Here is a 17,735-nt window from a genome sequence, read left to right as displayed (position 1 = left end):
GGATAAAAACCCAGTTAGAGCGGACTCTTATATTTGGTCGGTATGGAGGAAGGAATATGAATTCATTGGGAATTTCTGAGTTTCCGAAATCAAGAGTTGCCACATTTGTGCGAAATATTGAGAATGCAATAGAATTATAAGAACATCACAACTGATGATGATAATGTATTGCATTTGCACGCAGCAACCCAGAACGAACCAGTGCGTGCGATCGCATCTATTTTGAAATCTGTGGACGAGCAAAGTCTTTTGATGTGAGATCGATGGGATCGCACATCTTGCGCCACATCGGCAACAGGCAAGATGCCTGTTCCACAAGAAAATTTACTCTTTTATGAACAGGCATATTGCCACATCGGCAACAGGCAAGATGCCTGTTCCAGAAGAATATTGATTTTTTGTGGAACGGGCTTCTAGCCCGTTCTTAAGAGTGGTGCAAGATGTGCGCTCGAACTTTTGAAAAGTTCGAGTGCCCATTTCTAACAAACAGCCACCGCCCCCAACTCTGTAATCGCCGCCTCCGGGCCCACCAAAGAAACATACGGTTCTACAAAATATTTCTTAGCAGCATCCCGCGCTTGTGAAGCTGTCACCTGTGCAATTTCTTCTTGAAACTGCTGGTCAAATTGAATTCCCAATCCCAAAATTTCATACCAGCCTAAAACTTGGGCAATTTGCGAATTAGTTTGTTTTCCTAAAGCATATTGACCGAGCATTTTATTCTTGCAAGCTTGCAATTCTTCCTCGCTTAGTTCGGTGTTGGCGAGTCGATCGACTTCTGCGCGCAATCCTTCAAAAGCAGTCGCCGTATTTTCCGGCGCCGTACCCATGTACACGACAAACTGAGCCGTGTCCAAGCGCGTCGCGTACAGCGCGGAAACGTCGTAAGCCAAGCCCCGCTTTTCCCGCAATTCCACAAACAATCGGCTCGACAAACCGTTACCCAAATAAGTATTCAGCAACTTAATCGCTGCATAGTCGGGATTTTTGACAGAGGGTGCGAGGTAGCCCAGCATAATCACTGATTGCTGCGTATCTTGCGCCGTAACGACCGATTCAGGGGAAGGTGACAGAGGGGGGACGGTTAAAGTTGGTAAGGGTGTTAAAGGCGCTTTCCAGTCTCCAAAAATTCGATCGATCAGGGCGATCGCATCTTCGGTCGATATTCTGCCGGCTACAGAAATAACTACATTATCGGGACGGAAATAGGTTTTGTGGAACAGTTCGAGCTCGTTTCTCGTTAGCTTTGACATAGTAGCTTCCGTGCCCAAGGGAGAGAAAGCATAGGGGTGTTCTTGGTACATCGCCTGCCGCAATTGCTCGAAGGCGATCGCAAATGGCTGTTCTTGTTGCGATCGAATTGCCGATATGGCAATGCGGCGTTCGAGTTCGACTTCAGCTTCCGGGAAAGTCGGCGATCGCGTCAATTGCGCCGCCAACTCCAAAATGTCCTCAAAATCCGCAGAAACCGTCTTCAAACTCACTAAAAAATAGTCTGTAGTAGAGTCGGCACTCAACCTCGCTCCCACCGATTCTACACGCTCGGCAATTTCCAGCGAAGACAGCCGATCGGTTCCCTTAGTCATTACCGCCGACAGCAAGTGACACAATCCTGCTTGTTCCGGCTGCACGTAGCGACTGCCTGCCCGCAGGAATATCCTAGCTGCAATAATATCTGCTGCTGGATTTTCTGCTGCTAAGACAACAATACCGTTGTCTAAAACCGTGCGCTGGATTTCATTTTTCATGGTTAATTTAGTTGGGAACTTGTACTGAGAGTAGCTGAAGTATTGGTAATTGAAAATGGGTAATGGGTAATGGGTAATGGGTAATTGGTAATTACTTGATTGCCCTTTTTCTATTTTCCATGCGGATCTTGTATGATGTCATACCGGGCAGGGCCTGACCCACAACATCTAAATGTAACAACATCTATCCCGTAGGGTGCGCCACAAGCACAAAGAACCCCGGACAAATGCCGAACATCTCTCCGGTACCAAAAATATATGTATTTTCACCCGTTTACCAATTAGATTGGTTTGAGTACCACAGCCGTATAGCGCCGAGGAGAGAGATATTGTTGAGCTAGGCGCTGGAGGTCTAATGGCCCAAATGCTTTAATCCTGGTGGGATAGCTAAGCGCTAATTCCGCAGTGGCGATCGTATTGTAATATCCGTAAAGACCGGCTAACTGTCCCGGTGTTTCGAGGGAGAAAGCAAAATCGTTGCACAGCAAACGCTTACACCGAAGCAATTCTACCTCGGAAACCGGCTCAGACTGCAATTGCCAAAGTCGATCGCAAATCCGAGATTCCACCTCTTCGACATCCTTCGCGTCCAAGACTGCACTGATAGTAAATAAACTCGATTCCCGTTGCAGCGAGAAAGTGCTGTCGATCGCCTCTACCAATTGTAATTCTTCCCGCAATTCCCTGACTAAACGCGAAGTCCGCCCGTCTGCAAGCAACACCGACAGTAAATCCAAGCCGCAAGCACTTTGCAAGTGTTCAACTCCCGGGCCCGTCCAGGCCATCATCAGCCGCGCTTGTTCCAATCGGGGGAGACAGAGTTCCTGACGGCGAATTTCTATCAGTGGCGGTTCCGCCTCTGCGGTTAATTTGGGACAATCCCACCGATCGGAAAACTGCTCAAAAGCTTTCCCCGTAATATCTCTGGCCTGTTGTTCATCAATTCCCCCGACTACCACCACAGTCATATTTTCCGGCTGATAGTGCGATCGGTGGAAACAGCGCATTTCGTGGGGAGTTCGCGACATCAGCAGCTCTTCCGTGCCGAGTACCGATCGCCTGTAGGGATGCCGCTGGTAAACTGTTTCCATCATTGCTTGGAAACCCAGCCCATCGGGATTGTCTTGAGCTTGACGGATTTCTTCGAGTACCACATCTCGCTCACGATCGAATTCCAGATCGGGAATCGAAGCCCGCAGCAGCAATTCTGCCAGTGGCTGCGCTGTTTCTGCTAAATAATCAGCCGCAGCGTTGACGAAAAAATGCGCGTAATCGTGACTTGTAGCTGCGTTGGCGACACCGCCGCGATTTTCGATTACCTGGTCAAATTCTCCAGGGGCGATCGAATCCGTCCCTTTAAATATCATGTGTTCTAGAAAATGAGCCATTCCCGACCAAGAATCCGGCTCCAGCGTAGCGCCAGCTTTCACCCACACGTCTAGCGCGACCACCGGTGTGGCCGAAATCCGCTGGTGAATGACCGTTAACCCATTATTCAGCTTCCAGACATTGGCTGGGAACTCTAAAGCAGTGAGCAGTTGAGACAAGCTAGTTATTCTTAAACTTTAGTTAACTTCGGCTGCAACTATGGTAGCGCTTTACAGCTATGCGATCGGGATTAATTGATACAGAAATCATCACTCATCTGCCATTCATCCTTACTCATCTGTTGTTTTTTGCTTTTTGCTTTTTTTCAAGCAGTCTCAAATACTTACCCTTTTTTGGCTCAAAAGTCAATAGGTTGCGCGGGATATTAATGAATCAGTCGGGAGAAAGAGGATGTTATCAGAATATATCAATAAATTAAGAGATGTAAGAACACTAAAGACATTGAGAGGAGAAACGACAGATGGTAGCTACCCTAGAAGATACCAAGCGCCAAGCGATAGCCACTAAATTAGCAGACATGAAAGCGCTGCAAAACCTGTTGATCGCCAACGAGCAATTGTTCATCAATTCCTGCAACGACTCCGAACTAGCCCAGCGCTTCCGGGATATGCTCGAAGACGATCGCAAAAACATGGGCGTATTAGAAACTACGATCGTGCAATATGGCATTCAAGCCGAGCCCAAAGAAACCAGCGCAAAAATGATTGAAGAAGTTCAGAAACTCATGGAAGGTTCTGAACTGACATTGTTTGAAAAAGTCACCCAGCACGAACTGCTCAAACACAAACAAACCATGGCCGGTTTGTTAATTCACAAAGCTGCTCAAGTAGTCGGCGCTGACATCGAAGCTGCCATTACCCCCCTCAACACAGTTAACTTTGAGAACCGCGCTCACCAAGAACAACTAAAAGGAGTTCTAGAAATTTTAGGAGTGCGCGAACTGACCGGCAAAGACCCCGACCAAGGCGTTTGGGCTCGCGTGCAAGATGCAATGGCAGCCATGACCGGCATCATCGGCGGTGCAGTTACCCGCACCAAAGATGATATGAACATCACCGAAATCATCTCAATGGATCACCGCAAAACCGATACCCTCTTTATGGAAATCGCCAGCACCGACGATCCTCAAAAAGTGCAAGAATTCTTCGGTCAACTTTACAAAGACCTCAGCGTTCACGCCGAAGCCGAAGAACAAATTGTTTACCCAGCAATTCGCAGCTACTACAACAACACTCAAGAACTGTACGACGAGCAAGCAGAAATGAAGCAAATGCTCGCCAAGATTAAGTCAATGGACCCCAGTTCTTCTGATTTCAAAGCCCAAATCAAACAGCTCCAAACAGCGGTTCAAGATCACGTAAAAGAAGAAGAAAACGATATGTTCCCTCAAATTCGCCGCAACTTGAGCGAAGCACAAATGGAACAAATGGCTACTCAATTCAAAGCAGCCAAAAGCACCCTCCAGCAAGAAATGGCTAACCTGAGCTAATTCAGCAGCGAGCTAATTGTAGCTCTAGCTGAGCTCAAAACTAGCTAAACTGCAACCTATCAATCCCGCTACCCACGTAGCGGGATTACTGTTTTGTGTAAACGTCACCAATGTTCAAAAACTAATATCAAATCTGTTATAGCAATCCTTGCAGGAGTCGTACATTTTTTACCCCACCCCAACCCTCCCCTTGGAAAGGGGAGGGAGTAAGAAATTCACAAATGATTTAGGATTGCTGCATCGGAATTATTCATGTGCGTGAATCAGCGTCAATCCCTTGTCCTCTGCGGTTCAGAAATTCTTTTTTTTTTCGGCCGATGAGGGCATATCAACACAGATTAACGCAGATTAATTGTATCAATTTCGGTTGCACCGTCCGTGATTGGTGACCCTTCGGCGAAGGTAAGTGGGCATCGCTGTTGACTGGATTTTACGCCCGACGATGCTACCGGATTTGAGCTAACTAAAAAAATGAATAAACCCGCCCTAGGTAACGTGGTTTTGGGGGCGGGTTTATTTAGATTGTGAGTTATAGTCAGAGATTGTGGGTGAAAGTCGCCCCTACAAAATGCGGTTATTTATATCTCAACTCGCGACAAATCTATCCGTTAATCACAGATCCGCCGTTGGGATGCAAAATTTGACCAGTCATGTAAGACGAATCTTTTGAAGCTAAAAACACGAAACTGGGGGCAACTTCATCGGGTTGACCCGCGCGTCCCAATGCCGTGTCTGCACCAAATTTTTCCACTTTTTCTTCAGGGAAAGTTGCAGGAATTAGAGGGGTCCAAATCGGGCCGGGCGCGACTCCATTGACGCGAATTCCTTTCTCAGCTAAACTTTGAGACAAAGAGCGGGTAAAGGCAACAATTGCTCCTTTTGTGGAGGAGTAATCTAGTAATTGTTGATTGCCTTTATAGGCGGTGACAGAGGTAGTGTTGATAATTGCACTTCCCTCTTTGAGGTGTTTGAGAGCGGCTTTTGTGAGATAAAACATCGAGAAAATGTTGGTGCGGAAGGTGCGCTCTAATTGTTCGGCGGTGATGTCTTCAATGCTTTCTTGGGGATGCTGTTCGGCGGCGTTGTTGACGAGGATATCGAGGCTACCAAACTCTTTAACGGTTTGTTCTACAAGGTTTTGACAGACGTTTTCGTCGCCGATGTCGCCGGCGATCGCAATACAGCGCCGGCCTTGTTGTTCGATCGCCTCTTTGGTTTTGTTAGCATCTTCATCTTCGTTGAGATAGCTGATAACCACGTTAGCGCCTTCTTTGGCAAAGGCGATCGCCACTGCACGCCCGATACCGCTGTCTCCGCCGGTAATTAAGGCTACTTTGTCCCGCAATTTGTCGCTACCGCGATAGCCCTCCGCGAAGGACTGAGGTTGCGGGGTCATTTGCGATTCAATACCGGGTTGCTGTTCTTGATGTTGAGGCGGATTAATCTTCTGTTCGGTTGGCATAAAAAAGTCCTCTTCGTTCTACCTCCATAAATAAAGGTTTTCTGGAACTAGGGAATCGCTCTTTTTGCCGATCGTGCTCTACGACTAAAGACAGTAATTAAAGAGATAAATAAACCCCTTTTCCGAACCCATGATTGTGGCGGGCTGGTTTATATAAATTGTGAGTTTTCCTCAAAGATTGTCGGTAAAACCCGCCCCTAGGAGCATCGGGATATATTTGTTGTAGAGGCGGGTTTCACGAAAAATATGTGCAGTAACTCAAGAAATCCATAAACCCGCCCGCGAGCCTCTAATTATTGTCTAAACAGCAAAAAGCACGCCAAAACATCATTTGACGTGCAGTTTAAACAAGCTAGTTGCTAATTGCTGAGTCTCGAACTAGAAACCCAACTTAACATTAAAACAAGGGAGTCGAAGTAGGAGCGCCCAACAGTAAAGTAGATTCATCGAGACCGTTCTCTACTTTAAACAACAGCATCGAAGCCTTTGCCGCGTCTTCCCACTTCTTGATGTCACCCAAGCTAAAACCTTGAAGCCCAGGTGGGATGATCAAGCTCTCGACGCTGCTGGCCTTAACCGTAGGATCGAGTGAACTGCCGCCGTCTATCAACGCATCGGGGATGCTAGAAGCAGTTACGCCGCCAGTCAGCGGATCGCCGATGCTAGAAATAGTGACGGTTGGTGTCGGTGCTGTCGTCGATGTTCCCGCCGCTGTTCCCGTTGGTGTTGTCGATGTTCCCGTCGGTGCTGTCGTCGATGTTCCCGCCGCTGTTCCCGTCGGTGTCGTCGATGTTCCCGTCGGTGCTGTCGTCGATGTTCCCGCCGGTGCTGTCGTCGATGTTCCCGTCGGTGTTGCCGTCGGTACTGGCACCGGCACGATCGGCGTCACAAAGGCACTCGGCCCGGGCACGCTGAAAGTAACAGGGTTGGGCCCGGTAGGAACCGGGAACGGGTTGGGAACGTTTGGCTCGTTAAAAACTTCCAATACCGGGTAATTGCCAGGAGCTAAATTGGTGAACAGGGCAATACCGTTAGCATCACTCCTGACCAGAGGCTCCGTAGCAGCATCGTAGCGCCCGTTCCGGTTCACATCCAAGGTGAACGGGATGTTCTGCAGAGGAGGCTCGCCCGCATCTTGAACGCCGTTGCGGTTGTCGTCCCGGAATTTGGGAACTGCCAAGTTAAAGAACTGGCCGTTGCCCACCAAAGCACAAGTAAACGTTTGGTTCGCGCCCAGAACGATGTCCAGTTGTTGAGTAGTTTGGAAAGAATTTGAAGGCGTGACTTCCCGGACTCGGTAAATACCGGGGGTCAAATTGCCAAACTCCCAGCGGCCGAACTGATCGCTGACGCTAGTGGTTTCTCCCGCATCGAGAGCGTTGTTACTGTTGCTGTCGAGGTAGATTGCGACCCCTGCGATCGGCGTTTCAAAGCCGTCTCGGTAGCCGTTGCCGTTCAAGTCTTGGAATTTGGTCCCGGTAATACGGCTGTTGGGGGTGTTGCCAAAGACGACGTTGGCATCTTGATTGGTGAGGTTGAACTGCACCCGAGCCGGAGTCGTAGCACTAAAACCAGCTTGCGGCACTTCCCGAACCACGTAATTGCCCGGTTGCACGTTGGTGAAAGCGGCGACTCCGTTGGTGTCAGTTACTCTCGACTGTTCCCCTGTGTCGAGGACGCCGTTGTCGTTGGCATCAATGTAGACCGTGACGCCTGGAATGGGGCTTTCCGGTGCAATGCGGCCCTGTTCGTAACGACCGTTGGCGTTCTGATCGTTGTATTTGTAGATCGTAATGTTGGGCAGCGTATTCCCGACAGCACCGCCGGCTGGATTGATCGGAATCGGGGTGAAGAAGACTGCGGGTTCCGGGTTGACCGGCGGGAACGGAGACGGAAGGTTCGCCGAAACGATCCGCTGGCCGCCTGGAACTGTTGGATCGGTCACTATGAAAGGCAGCGCTCCCTGCTGTCGCGATAGGGGCCCGGGGGCTGTGACTTCTACCGGGTTCGGGGTAGTGTTAATTGGCGGCTGGTTGGCTATGAATGTTTCAAAGGTTTCCAATACAGAGTAGCTGCCAGCTTTCAAATCTCTGAAGGTGGCCCTACCATCAGGGCCAGTTAACAGTCGCGGTTCGCCCGCGTCTGTTCTGCCGTTCCGGTTCAAATCGATGATGAAGGGGATGCCGGAGAGAGGAATTTCGCCTGCGTCTTGTATGCCGTTGGCGTTGTTGTCCCGGAATTTGAAGATCGAGGCTTCGTACAGGGGAGTGTTGCCCACTTGAGCGCTGGTCCAGATTTCGCCCTGGCGGAGGTTAACGTCCAGCAGGGAGATGTTGCCGGGGGGAGTGCTTTGGGGAAAATCTCTTTCTAACGGTTCAGTGCCAGGCCCGTTGGCGCGCTCTTCTCGAATCCGGTACAGCCCGGGCTGCAAATCGGTGAATCGGTACTCGCCGTTTCTATCGGTTAAGGTAGTGGGTTCCCCTGTATCTAGCTGACCGTTGTTGTTGGCATCGATATAGATTCTGACGTTTTGCATCGGGGGTTCACTCCCGTCTCGAAAGCCGTCGTTATCTACGTCGAGGTATTTGCAGCCAATAATCTGACCACCGGGCGGGATGGGAGTATTGCCGAACAACACTGTGGCATTAGTGCCCGTGAGGGTGACGACGACTGGGTTGGGAGTTGTCGGGCTGAATCTGGGTGGCGGGATTTCCCTGACAGTATAGGTGCCTGGAAGCAAGCCTGGAAATACGAAGTTTCCGCTGGCGTTAGTCAACGTCGAGGGTTCACCTGCCTCGGCAGTGCCGTTGTTATTGGTGTCAATAAAGATTTGGACGTTGGGGAGTCCCGGTTCGCCTGCATCTCGAATGCCGTTGGCATTCGCGTCATTGAACTTGGTACCCTGGATACCCGCAGGAGCGTTGCCAAAATTGATGATTGGCCCTGGCACGAATTGGGTTGCGGGTACAGGACGACTTACACCAGGTATCTGACTAGCTGTTAATTCTTCTGTCATGATTTTCTTTTCCTTCACACCTAAATCTACGTAAGCTACACGCTACTGTATCACTTTGTCAATCAGCAGTTAGCTGCTGCTAGCGACTGACGATCGCTACTCAATCATACATACGTCTACGTTGCTCGAAGGCTCCTCATCTAACATCAGGCTTACTCCAGCTTTGTCGCACGAGATTATATCAGGTTTTGAATAGCTGTGGCAATTTGAGCGCAATATCTTCAAGATTTGCGCCCTGAGTTCTTCTGCCCGTGGACACTTGCTGTTTAGAGCTGGAACAACGTTAAGATTCACTGAACCTCGGTGACTTGAGCGACCTGGCCACGAGGGCGATCGCGCTTGGGGAATTGTCTGATAATTCCTAAAAACAGGTATGATACTGCCTCTGAATCTTGCTCCCCATATACAGGCCAGCTTTGGGCTTCCCGGAGATCTGCCTATGCCTTAGGGATTAACAACAATAGGGTATCACGCTAGCGCCCGATCTTCCCTTGTCAATCTCCGCTGTTTGGGATTCCCGGCCGGCTGTATCATCTAAACAATGCCGAAGTCTCCGACACTTGTCGTGCTAGGGAAGGAATCCCCCCATTAATTCATTCTTATGGACTAATTGACCGATTTCTGCATTCAGATTCAGACCGACATTCTGTTGCCCAAAGTTAGGAATATTGCCTAAATTCGCAAAAGGTCGATCGACCAAAAAATCACTAATTGGATAAGTATCACCACCCGCACTCAAAAGCAACCTATCCGCCCCAATATTGCCCGCAGGTTCGCCCGCATAGCTGCTAGCATTGGTCAGCGGGTCGTCATTCAAGGATTTAGCCGCCCTACCCTCAGCATCTCCCGTCACCAAATCGATATCTATGCTGCTAGCCCGAATATCTGCCGAGACAACAACCACCGTAGGGGGAGTCGTTAGAATGAAACCCGGCGGCGGAACTTCGCGGACAACATAACTACCTACCGGAACGTTGCGGAAACTGTAATTGCCTTGAACATCGCTTAAGGTACTCGCTTCACCCGGATCTAAACTGCTGTTGTTGTTGAGGTCGATGTAAATTGGAGAGTTGGCGATCGGCGGTTCCCCAGGATCTAGGCGGCCGTTGGCGTTAACATCGTTAAATTTCACACCGCTGATCGTTCCCGTTACCAATACATTGCCAAAGCTGAGATTAGTGGCATTTGTGCCATTGCCCACGATGATGGGAGTCGGATTTGGCGTGGTTTGTCGAAAACCGGGCTGCTGGACTTCCCTGACCAAATAGGTGCCTTGAGGCAAATTGATAAAAGAGAAATTACCTTGGGGGTTTGTTAAAGTCGAAGGTTCGTTGGGATCTGGGGCGCCATTGTTGTTGAGGTCAAGGTAAATCGGCCAGTTGGCAACTGTCGGTTCCGTCGGTTCCTTGATACCGTTAGCGTTGAAGTCGTTGAACTTGAAGCCGCTGATGCTGCCAGTAGGAAAATTGTTGCCGAAACTGACGCCGACAGCGTTGGTATTGCCGATTATGTCGATCGGGCCTGGATTTGGCGTAGTCTGTACCCATCCTGGTTGTTGGACTTCCCTCACCAAATACCGGCCCGGGGAAACATTCGCAAAAGTGTAGTTGCCTTGCGGGTTTGTGATGGTCGTGGGTTCGCCCGGGTCAACGCTGCCGTTGCCGTTGAGGTCGAGGTAAAGTTGCCAGTTGGTCAGAGGCGGGTCTGTCGCGTCTCTGACGCTGTTGGCATTGAGGTCGTTGAACTTGAAGCCGCTGATGCTGCCGACAAAAAAGATATTGCCAAAATTGATGTTGTTGACAGTGGCGTTAGAAGTAACGTTAACCGGGCCGGGGTCAGGCGTGGTTTGGCGAAAACCCGGTTGCTGGACTTCTCTCACCAAATATGTATTTGCGGGAATATTGACAAAAGCGTACTTGCCTTCAACGTTTGTAAAAGTAAAAGGTTCGCCGCCGTCGAGCCTGTTGTTGCGGTTGAGGTCGAGGTAAATTTGCCAGTTAGCTAGCCCTTGTTCCCCGGGATCTCGGCTGCTGTTGTTGTTGATGTCGTTGAATTTTGTGCCTGCGATCGTCCCTGCGTTGAAGTTGTTGCCAAAATTGATATTGCCAGCGTTTGTCCCGCTGGTAATCGTGATGGGTGAGGGATTTGGGGTAGTTTGGCGAAAGTTCGGCTGCTGGACTTCCCTAACTTGGTAAGTGCCCGGCGGCAGGTTGGCGAAGACGTAGTTGCCTACCTGGTTGGTGAGAGTGGAAGGTTCGTTAAACTCTGGCTGGCTGTTGTTGTTGAGGTCGAGGTAGATTTGCCAGTTGGGAATTGGGAATTCTTCAGGATCAGGGCGGCCGTTGGCGTTGAGGTCGTTGTATTTGGTGCCGCTGATGCTGCCGACTTGGAAGTTCCCGATGTTGACGTTGCCGATGTCTATTTGGCTGGCGGTTCTGGATTCGGACATGGTGTTGCTGGGGCCCAATGAACGCGGTTCAATGTTTTCTGTAGGGCAATCTAGCAGTTTTTTTGCCAATTGCAGCTATTTCAGGGGATAAATTATTTTTAGGAAAGGGAAGGGGAGAAAAGTTGTGAGTTTTGATTTAACTGGTTCGCAGGCATAGCCAGGGAATCAGTTAATGCCTTATGCCCAATTCCCTATGCCGAAATTCCCAATTTTTTCCAGATTTGATGTACGATCGCTACCAGTTTTGCAGAGGTCGAATTCCCAATGTCCCAAAACTTGACAGCAAGCTGGAATGAAGCCCGCGAGGTTCCGAGTTTGCTCTTCGGCTGGAGTTTGTGCGGTTTATTGGTAATAGGATCGATCGCCCCTACTCCTGCTGCGGCACAACTACCTACCTCCGAACAAGGTAACATTAATAGCCCGATCGCTCAAACAGGTGCGATCGTCCGCCCCGCCATCAAATTGGGCAGCCGTGGCTCAGAAGTAATCGAACTCCAAGCTGCTCTTAAATTATTGGGCTTTTACGCTGACACTGTAGACGGGATTTTCTCCCAAAGCACCGCTAGAGCTGTATCTCAGTTCCAGGAAGCAGCAGGCCTGGCTCCCGACGCCATAGTCGGTCAAGATACTTGGAACCGGCTGTTTCCTGCGACTCCGAGCGCGATCGAAAACCCGAGCGACAACGCTCCTGTAACTGGCGAGAACTCAGAGATTAACCCCCAAGCGCAGCCAACTAATTTTCCGGTTTTGAGAAGACGAATGCGGGGGGCGGCAGTCAGAGATTTGCAAGAACGGCTGCGGGCCAAGGGATTTTTGCGGGTGAGTGCTGACGGCGTGTTCGGTCCGGAAACTCAAGCTGCTGTCAAGGCGGCTCAGCGACAATATCAACTGCCAGCGGACGGCATTGTTGGTCGCGCAACTTGGGAAGCTCTGCTGCGTTGACAGCAAGCGAAAAGTGCCGGGTATGCACGTTGCGCGCTCTGGCGATCGTACAAATTGTTAATAATCGCTTTTGGAAGTATTTCATCACATCAAAAAGTGTCAACTTTGGTAAACAAAGTGTTTTTATGCGCGCAGTTGGTGTTAACTTAAAAACATGAGGGGCAAAACCAAGAAGCACAAAAAACTTGGATAAAAAATTTGGAATTAGAGTATTTGTCCCGCTCGGCTCTAGTCCGCAGGCAACGCCTGAACCGTGTAGCTTATTAGCAAAAAAAGGTTGATATTGCGATCCGGATTTGTTAGATAGCTTGAGGCTATTGGATTAATCAAAAGTTGCGATCGCACAACAGTCAAACACAGAAGTCTGAATAGACTCCGCTGATAGCTAGCTCGTCTGCAGAGTAGTTGCAAAAAAGTCCACCTTAGTTGTAGTTGGCTGAAACTCAGCAGAGCTAAAAACCCACTTGAATCAACTTAATTTACAAACTTTTTAGGGTCTGGCATCCGATATGCTAGGCCCTAAAATTTTGTTGTTGGTTATTGGTTATTGGTTATTGGTTAAGCTCCTTTAAATGCCGAACAGCTTAGCCGGAAAGGATATTCCCAATGCCCAATGCCCAATGCCCAATGCCCAATGCCCAATGCCCAATTTCCAATAACTATTTAATCTCCTCAATTCGAGCATTCCAACCGTTAGCGCTGAGCATTTGTAGCAATTCCTCAGCTTTTTCGCGTTCCCGAAAAGCACCGGCTTGCATCACCGATCGCCCGCTGGAAAAAGAGCGAAAAGCACCCGGAACCAGGGCTTGCATTTTTTGTCGATCCCCCGAACTCTTGGCCTCCACCACAACTCGATAGCGCAAACCCAAAGCAGACGGTAGATCGAATGACGGCGAATTCTCCCGGGAATCGGGCAAAGAATTCCCTCCTAAAGGTGCAGGTACATAGCCGCCCCTTCCGATAGGAATGTTGCGGCCCGGAACCGGCAATCTACCCTCGGAAGAAACCGAACTCGAACTATCAAAATTGGGAGGAATCATTGGTTGCTGTACCGAAATTTCCGAAACCGATCGAGAATTCGGATCGGGCACGGGAATTGCGATCGCCCCTTGGACTACCGCTGAACCAGCGGCATTCCTCGGAGAAAGCTCTTGCTGCAACTGAGCGCTTGGCGGTGTCGATCGAGTTTGCACCGATCGCCTTGAAACGGGCGCAGGCGGGGGAAGTGGCGCTCTTTCACTTCTGGGACTTAGCCGGCCGGGAGTGTAAGCCGGGAGAGAAGTGTCTGGGCCACCGGTTCTGGGGGGTCGATCGGTCGTTAGCTGCAAAGCACTTCCCCCCATTGGCCCAGGGGTAAAAGTTCCCGCCACATCAACCGAGCCCGTCGTCCGGCTGCTCAATAATTGATTGCCGTAAGCTGGGATTACTTGACCTTTGGCCGCATTGTTCACATCGTACTGACCGTTGTTGCGAATAACATTGCCCCCCGGTTCGGCGGCAGTTCCCAAATCCGGCAGAGCTCTCGATATCGCCACAATTCCGTCCCGCCGGTTACTCTCGATATAATTGTTACGCAGCACAGGTCTAGCATTAGCTTGCACCACCACGCCGTCTTTATTGCGAGTAATTTTGTTACCGATGAGCAGAGGCGAAGCGTTCTGCGCTACATTCACCCCAAATCCCGTGTTTTCAAACACATTATCTCGAACTTCCGGCTGGGAACTGCCAAAAATCGTAATGCCGTTAGCTCCATTTTTCGAGAAAACATTCCCGCCAATCGTCGGCCTGGAAGTACCCACTACCGAAATGCCGTCGTGAGTGCTGCCAGAAAAAGTATTGTTGACAACCGTTGGAGAACTCGATTCGATCCACAAAGCGTAACCGCGATAGTTGGTATTCGTCACCGTCACCCCGCTGAGTCCCGCCCCATCTGCGCCTAAAATCGCGATATTTTGACCCGCCGAAGTCGGACTGATAAAGTATCCTCCGCCTTTGATGACAATATTCTGACCCCGAGTGTTGGGATTTCCCTGAACTGTCACGCTGGGCCTGAGCATTAATGGAAATTTTTCGCCGGTTTGCTCGCTGTAAGTACCGGGCGCTAGCAAAATCGCTGTTTTGGGCGGCGCCACGCTTAAGGCGTAGGTAAGGGTTTTAAACGGAGCTCGATCGCTGCCGTTGCCCCCCGTGTCGCTGCCGCCGGTCGAGCTGACGTACAGTATGTTAATGTCGCTCTGCAGGGTCTGAGAAAGTAGCTGCACTCCCGGTATCCCGGCTGCGATAACTGACGGTTGATGGTTGCAAAGGGCGGTCATCGCAAAAACGAGCAGAAGGCAAGAACTCAAACCTTTGTTTTGCGATCGCTTTTCTTTGCGCCTGGTCTGTTGTGAGTATATCAGCATAAAAAAACGCAACTTATCTGTGATCCGAGTTTCGCCTCCGGTGTTTCGTGTCGGGTTTTCGCGATCGAACTTTGATTTCACCCGCCTGTTTGGGTTGTTCTCCCTTAATCTTTTGTGTTGTTCTGCTAACCTCACGGCTCTCCTCCCAAGTGTGGTATGCAGCTTAACGATTTCACTCTCATCAAGTTTGATCTATTATGCTTCGTTTTTCTCAAATTCAATAAAACTTAAAAATTTGTCTGAATTAAATCGGTTGATGCCAAAATTAAGCCGATCGCTGTACTAGAATCTATACGGCGTGGGACAATGTAGCGGTTTGACTGGTAAAATTAATTATAATTAGGGTGGTTCTGAATGACCGACAAACAAAACAGAACTTTACCGGCACAGCCAGCCCTCTGCCGGATCTTAGATGCAAATTTAGATCGATCGCGCGAAGGGTTGAGAATTATTGAAGAATGGTGCAGGTTTGGTCTCAACAACGCGGATTTAGCTGGCGAGTGCAAGCAACTGCGTCAAGAATTGGCTGCTTGGCACGTCGCAGAACTTCGCAGTGCTAGGGATACGCCGGCCGATCCGGGTACGGAGTTGAGTCACCCGCAGGAAGAGCAGCGTTCGAGCATTCAGCAGCTACTGGAGGCGAATTTCTGTCGGGTGGAAGAAGCTCTGCGGGTACTCGAAGAGTATGGCAAAATTTACGATCGGAATATGGGCGCGGCTTTTAAGCAGATGCGCTATCGGGTTTATACTCTCGAAAGCAATTTGCTGGCTTACCGGCGCTACCAGCAGTTACTTCGATCGCAGTTATACCTTGTAACTTCGCCGAGAGACAACTTGTTGGGAGTCGTGGAAGCTGCTTTGCAAGGCGGACTGACTTTGGTGCAGTACCGCGACAAAAACTCAGACGACGGCGCAAAGCTGGCTAACGCGCGCAAGCTTTGCGAACTTTGTCACCGCTACGATGCTTTGCTGATTGTGAACGATCGCGTGGATTTTGCGATCGCAGCGGGTGCTGACGGCGTACACTTAGGACAGCAAGATTTGCCTGTGGCGGAAGCGCGCAAGTTGCTCGGCCCGGGACGGATCATCGGTCGTTCTACTACGAATGGCGAGGAAATGCAGCGAGCTATTGAAGAGGGAGCCGACTACATTGGAGTTGGGCCGGTTTACTCCACTCCTACTAAACCTGATAAACAGGCTGCGGGTTTGGATTATGTGCGGTATGCTGCTGATAAGTCACCGATTCCGTGGTTTGCGATCGGCGGAATTGATATCAACAACCTCGATGAAGTATTGAATGCCGGAGCTCAAAGAGTTGCCGCAGTACGCGCGATTATGGAAGCGGAACAGCCTACTTTAGTCACGCAGTTTTTCATCTCGCAGTTGATTCGGATGGAGAGTCTGAAAGCTCAGAAAGCTTTGCACGGGAAAAGCTAGGTTTATTTGCGATTTGTAGGGCGGGTTTAGCGCAGGAAGTCTGTGCATAAAATATAATTTTGTTACAAAACCCGCCCTGATAACTGATATTTTACTTATGATAAATCAAATTGCGCTGCAAGTTAACGGAGAAACTCGCAATTGTGCGATCGACACACCATTACCAAAATTACTAGAACAATTGGGATTAAACCCGCGCTTGGTGGCTGTGGAGTACAACGGGGAAATTCTGCACAAACAATTTTGGGAAACTACACAGATGCAAGAGGGCGACATATTAGAAATTGTCACAATTGTCGGGGGAGGCTAGCCACAAATTGGTGACAAATTAAGCCTCTAGTCCGCCAGGGAATGAATTCCCTGGCTAATAGCTAAAGTCCTCTCAAGAGGACTAATAAGTTCTTCAGTCCTCTGAAGAGGACTTTAGCTTTGAGGCAGGGGTTTCAACCCCTGTCGGACTATCGGTTCTACGCTAAGTTGTCAGGAATCTGCCGAACCTAGGAACGAAGAATTAAACTGCGACAGCTTCAGGCACGGGTTCAGCCACAGGTGCTGCTACAACAGGATAAATGCTGACTTTCTTGCGAGTTTTGCCTTTTCTTTCAAAAGTCACCACACCGTCAATCATGGCAAACAGAGTATCATCTCTGCCGATACCAACATTATTACCGGGGTGAAATTTGGTGCCGCGCTGACGGATCAAAATGTTGCCTGCTCTGACAACTTGACCGCCGTACTTTTTGACACCCAGACGCTGAGAATTAGAGTCGCGTCCGTTACGTGTGCTGCCTGTACCTTTCTTGTGGGCCATAATATCCTCAACTGTATTTACTATTTTTTATTCTGAATCAGTTTCGGCGGTTTGGGGGGTTTCCACAACTGCTGCTGTTAAGTCTCTGGCGGCCAAGACTGTACCGTTGACGCTAATCGAGTCAATCATGAAGCGAGTTGTTTCTTGACGGTGCCCTTTTTTCTTCCGAGTTTTCTTTTTCCGCTGCATCTTGTAGACGAGGACTTTGCGGCCCCGGAAATGCCGGAGAACCGTTCCTTCTACAGTGGCATTTTCTAGTAGAGGCTGGCCGATATGAACCTCGCCTTCGTGCTGGATCAGAAATACTTTGTCTATGGTGACTTTGGATTCAGCTTCAACGTGAAGCAGTTCGATGTCGTAGAAGCGGCCTGGTTCTACCCGAAATTGTTTGCCGCCGGTTTCAATGATTGCGTAAGTCATGGGATGGTGGTTGAAATTGCCGTACAGGTAGCTGAGGAGTCATTGGTCATTGGTCGTTGTGGACTTTTGACTGCTGACTGCTCTCCAGCTTTTGGAATGTCTTAACCTGATCCGAGCCGGATTTAGACAGACAATCTACAATTATTGCGGATTTTTGTAGTTTTGTCAAG

At 49.6% G+C, this 17,735-nt stretch carries 12 protein-coding genes; 4 read left to right on the top strand and 8 right to left on the bottom strand.

Going from position 1 to position 17,735, the window contains the following annotated elements; genetic code table 11:
- Nucleotides 1-479: 479 nt before the first annotated feature.
- Together QUA71_RS03180 and QUA71_RS03175 are read right to left on the bottom strand one after the other, a co-directional pair.
- Nucleotides 480-1,748: a pitrilysin family protein gene (locus tag QUA71_RS03180; RefSeq protein WP_333282080.1), complete on the bottom strand. Its 1,269-nt coding sequence runs from the start codon at nt 1,746-1,748 to the stop codon at nt 480-482.
- Nucleotides 1,749-2,029: 281 nt separating this feature from the next.
- Nucleotides 2,030-3,295: a pitrilysin family protein gene (locus tag QUA71_RS03175; RefSeq protein WP_333282077.1), complete on the bottom strand. Its 1,266-nt coding sequence runs from the start codon at nt 3,293-3,295 to the stop codon at nt 2,030-2,032.
- 302 nt (nt 3,296-3,597) lie between these two features.
- Between QUA71_RS03175 and QUA71_RS03170 the strand changes: the two genes are divergently transcribed.
- Nucleotides 3,598-4,626, top strand: coding sequence for a hemerythrin domain-containing protein (locus QUA71_RS03170; protein WP_333282076.1), 1,029 nt, complete (start codon nt 3,598-3,600; stop codon nt 4,624-4,626).
- Nucleotides 4,627-5,227: 601 nt separating this feature from the next.
- Here the strand turns inward: QUA71_RS03170 and QUA71_RS03165 are convergent.
- From QUA71_RS03165 to QUA71_RS03155, 3 genes are all read right to left on the bottom strand, one after another.
- Nucleotides 5,228-6,088 carry an SDR family oxidoreductase gene (locus tag QUA71_RS03165; RefSeq protein ID WP_333282073.1) on the bottom strand — a complete coding sequence of 287 codons (861 nt, stop codon included), beginning with the start codon at nt 6,086-6,088 and terminating at the stop codon, nt 5,228-5,230.
- 397 nt (nt 6,089-6,485) lie between these two features.
- Entirely contained in the window at nt 6,486-9,104 is a 2,619-nt protein-coding gene (locus QUA71_RS03160) for an SdrD B-like domain-containing protein (RefSeq protein ID WP_333282070.1), read from the bottom strand.
- Nucleotides 9,105-9,672: 568 nt separating this feature from the next.
- Complete coding sequence (locus QUA71_RS03155) at nt 9,673-11,553, bottom strand: SdrD B-like domain-containing protein (RefSeq protein ID WP_333282067.1); 1,881 nt, start codon at nt 11,551-11,553, stop codon at nt 9,673-9,675.
- A 264-nt stretch (nt 11,554-11,817) separates the two neighbouring features.
- Between QUA71_RS03155 and QUA71_RS03150 the strand changes: the two genes are divergently transcribed.
- On the top strand, nt 11,818-12,495 hold the full coding sequence (locus QUA71_RS03150; RefSeq protein ID WP_333282065.1) for a peptidoglycan-binding protein: 678 nt from the start codon (nt 11,818-11,820) through the stop codon (nt 12,493-12,495).
- Between the two features lie 659 nt (nt 12,496-13,154).
- On the opposite strand, the gene QUA71_RS03145 is transcribed toward QUA71_RS03150, so the two are convergent.
- On the bottom strand, nt 13,155-14,978 hold the full coding sequence (locus QUA71_RS03145) for a DUF1565 domain-containing protein (RefSeq protein WP_333282062.1): 1,824 nt from the start codon (nt 14,976-14,978) through the stop codon (nt 13,155-13,157).
- A gap of 273 nt (nt 14,979-15,251) precedes the next feature.
- Here QUA71_RS03145 and QUA71_RS03140 point away from each other — a divergent pair, with 273 nt between their 5' ends.
- Together QUA71_RS03140 and thiS are read left to right on the top strand one after the other, a co-directional pair.
- Nucleotides 15,252-16,334: a thiamine phosphate synthase gene (locus QUA71_RS03140; RefSeq protein WP_333282059.1), complete on the top strand. Its 1,083-nt coding sequence runs from the start codon at nt 15,252-15,254 to the stop codon at nt 16,332-16,334.
- A 97-nt stretch (nt 16,335-16,431) separates the two neighbouring features.
- Entirely contained in the window at nt 16,432-16,644 is a 213-nt protein-coding gene (gene thiS, locus QUA71_RS03135; protein WP_333151696.1) for a sulfur carrier protein ThiS, read from the top strand.
- 201 nt (nt 16,645-16,845) lie between these two features.
- Here the strand turns inward: thiS and rpmA are convergent, their stop codons facing one another.
- Complete coding sequence (rpmA, locus tag QUA71_RS03130; protein WP_333282055.1) at nt 16,846-17,145, bottom strand: 50S ribosomal protein L27; 300 nt, start codon at nt 17,143-17,145, stop codon at nt 16,846-16,848.
- A gap of 27 nt (nt 17,146-17,172) precedes the next feature.
- Nucleotides 17,173-17,565: a 50S ribosomal protein L21 gene (rplU, locus tag QUA71_RS03125; protein WP_006634941.1), complete on the bottom strand. Its 393-nt coding sequence runs from the start codon at nt 17,563-17,565 to the stop codon at nt 17,173-17,175.
- Between the last annotated feature and the right edge of the window lie 170 nt (nt 17,566-17,735).

The organism is Microcoleus sp. MON1_C5 (assembly GCF_036701875.1).
Lineage (GTDB): Bacteria > Cyanobacteriota > Cyanobacteriia > Cyanobacteriales > Microcoleaceae > Microcoleus.
Note: the sequence above shows the minus strand (reverse complement) of the source record. Positions and strands in the feature narration are given on the sequence as shown.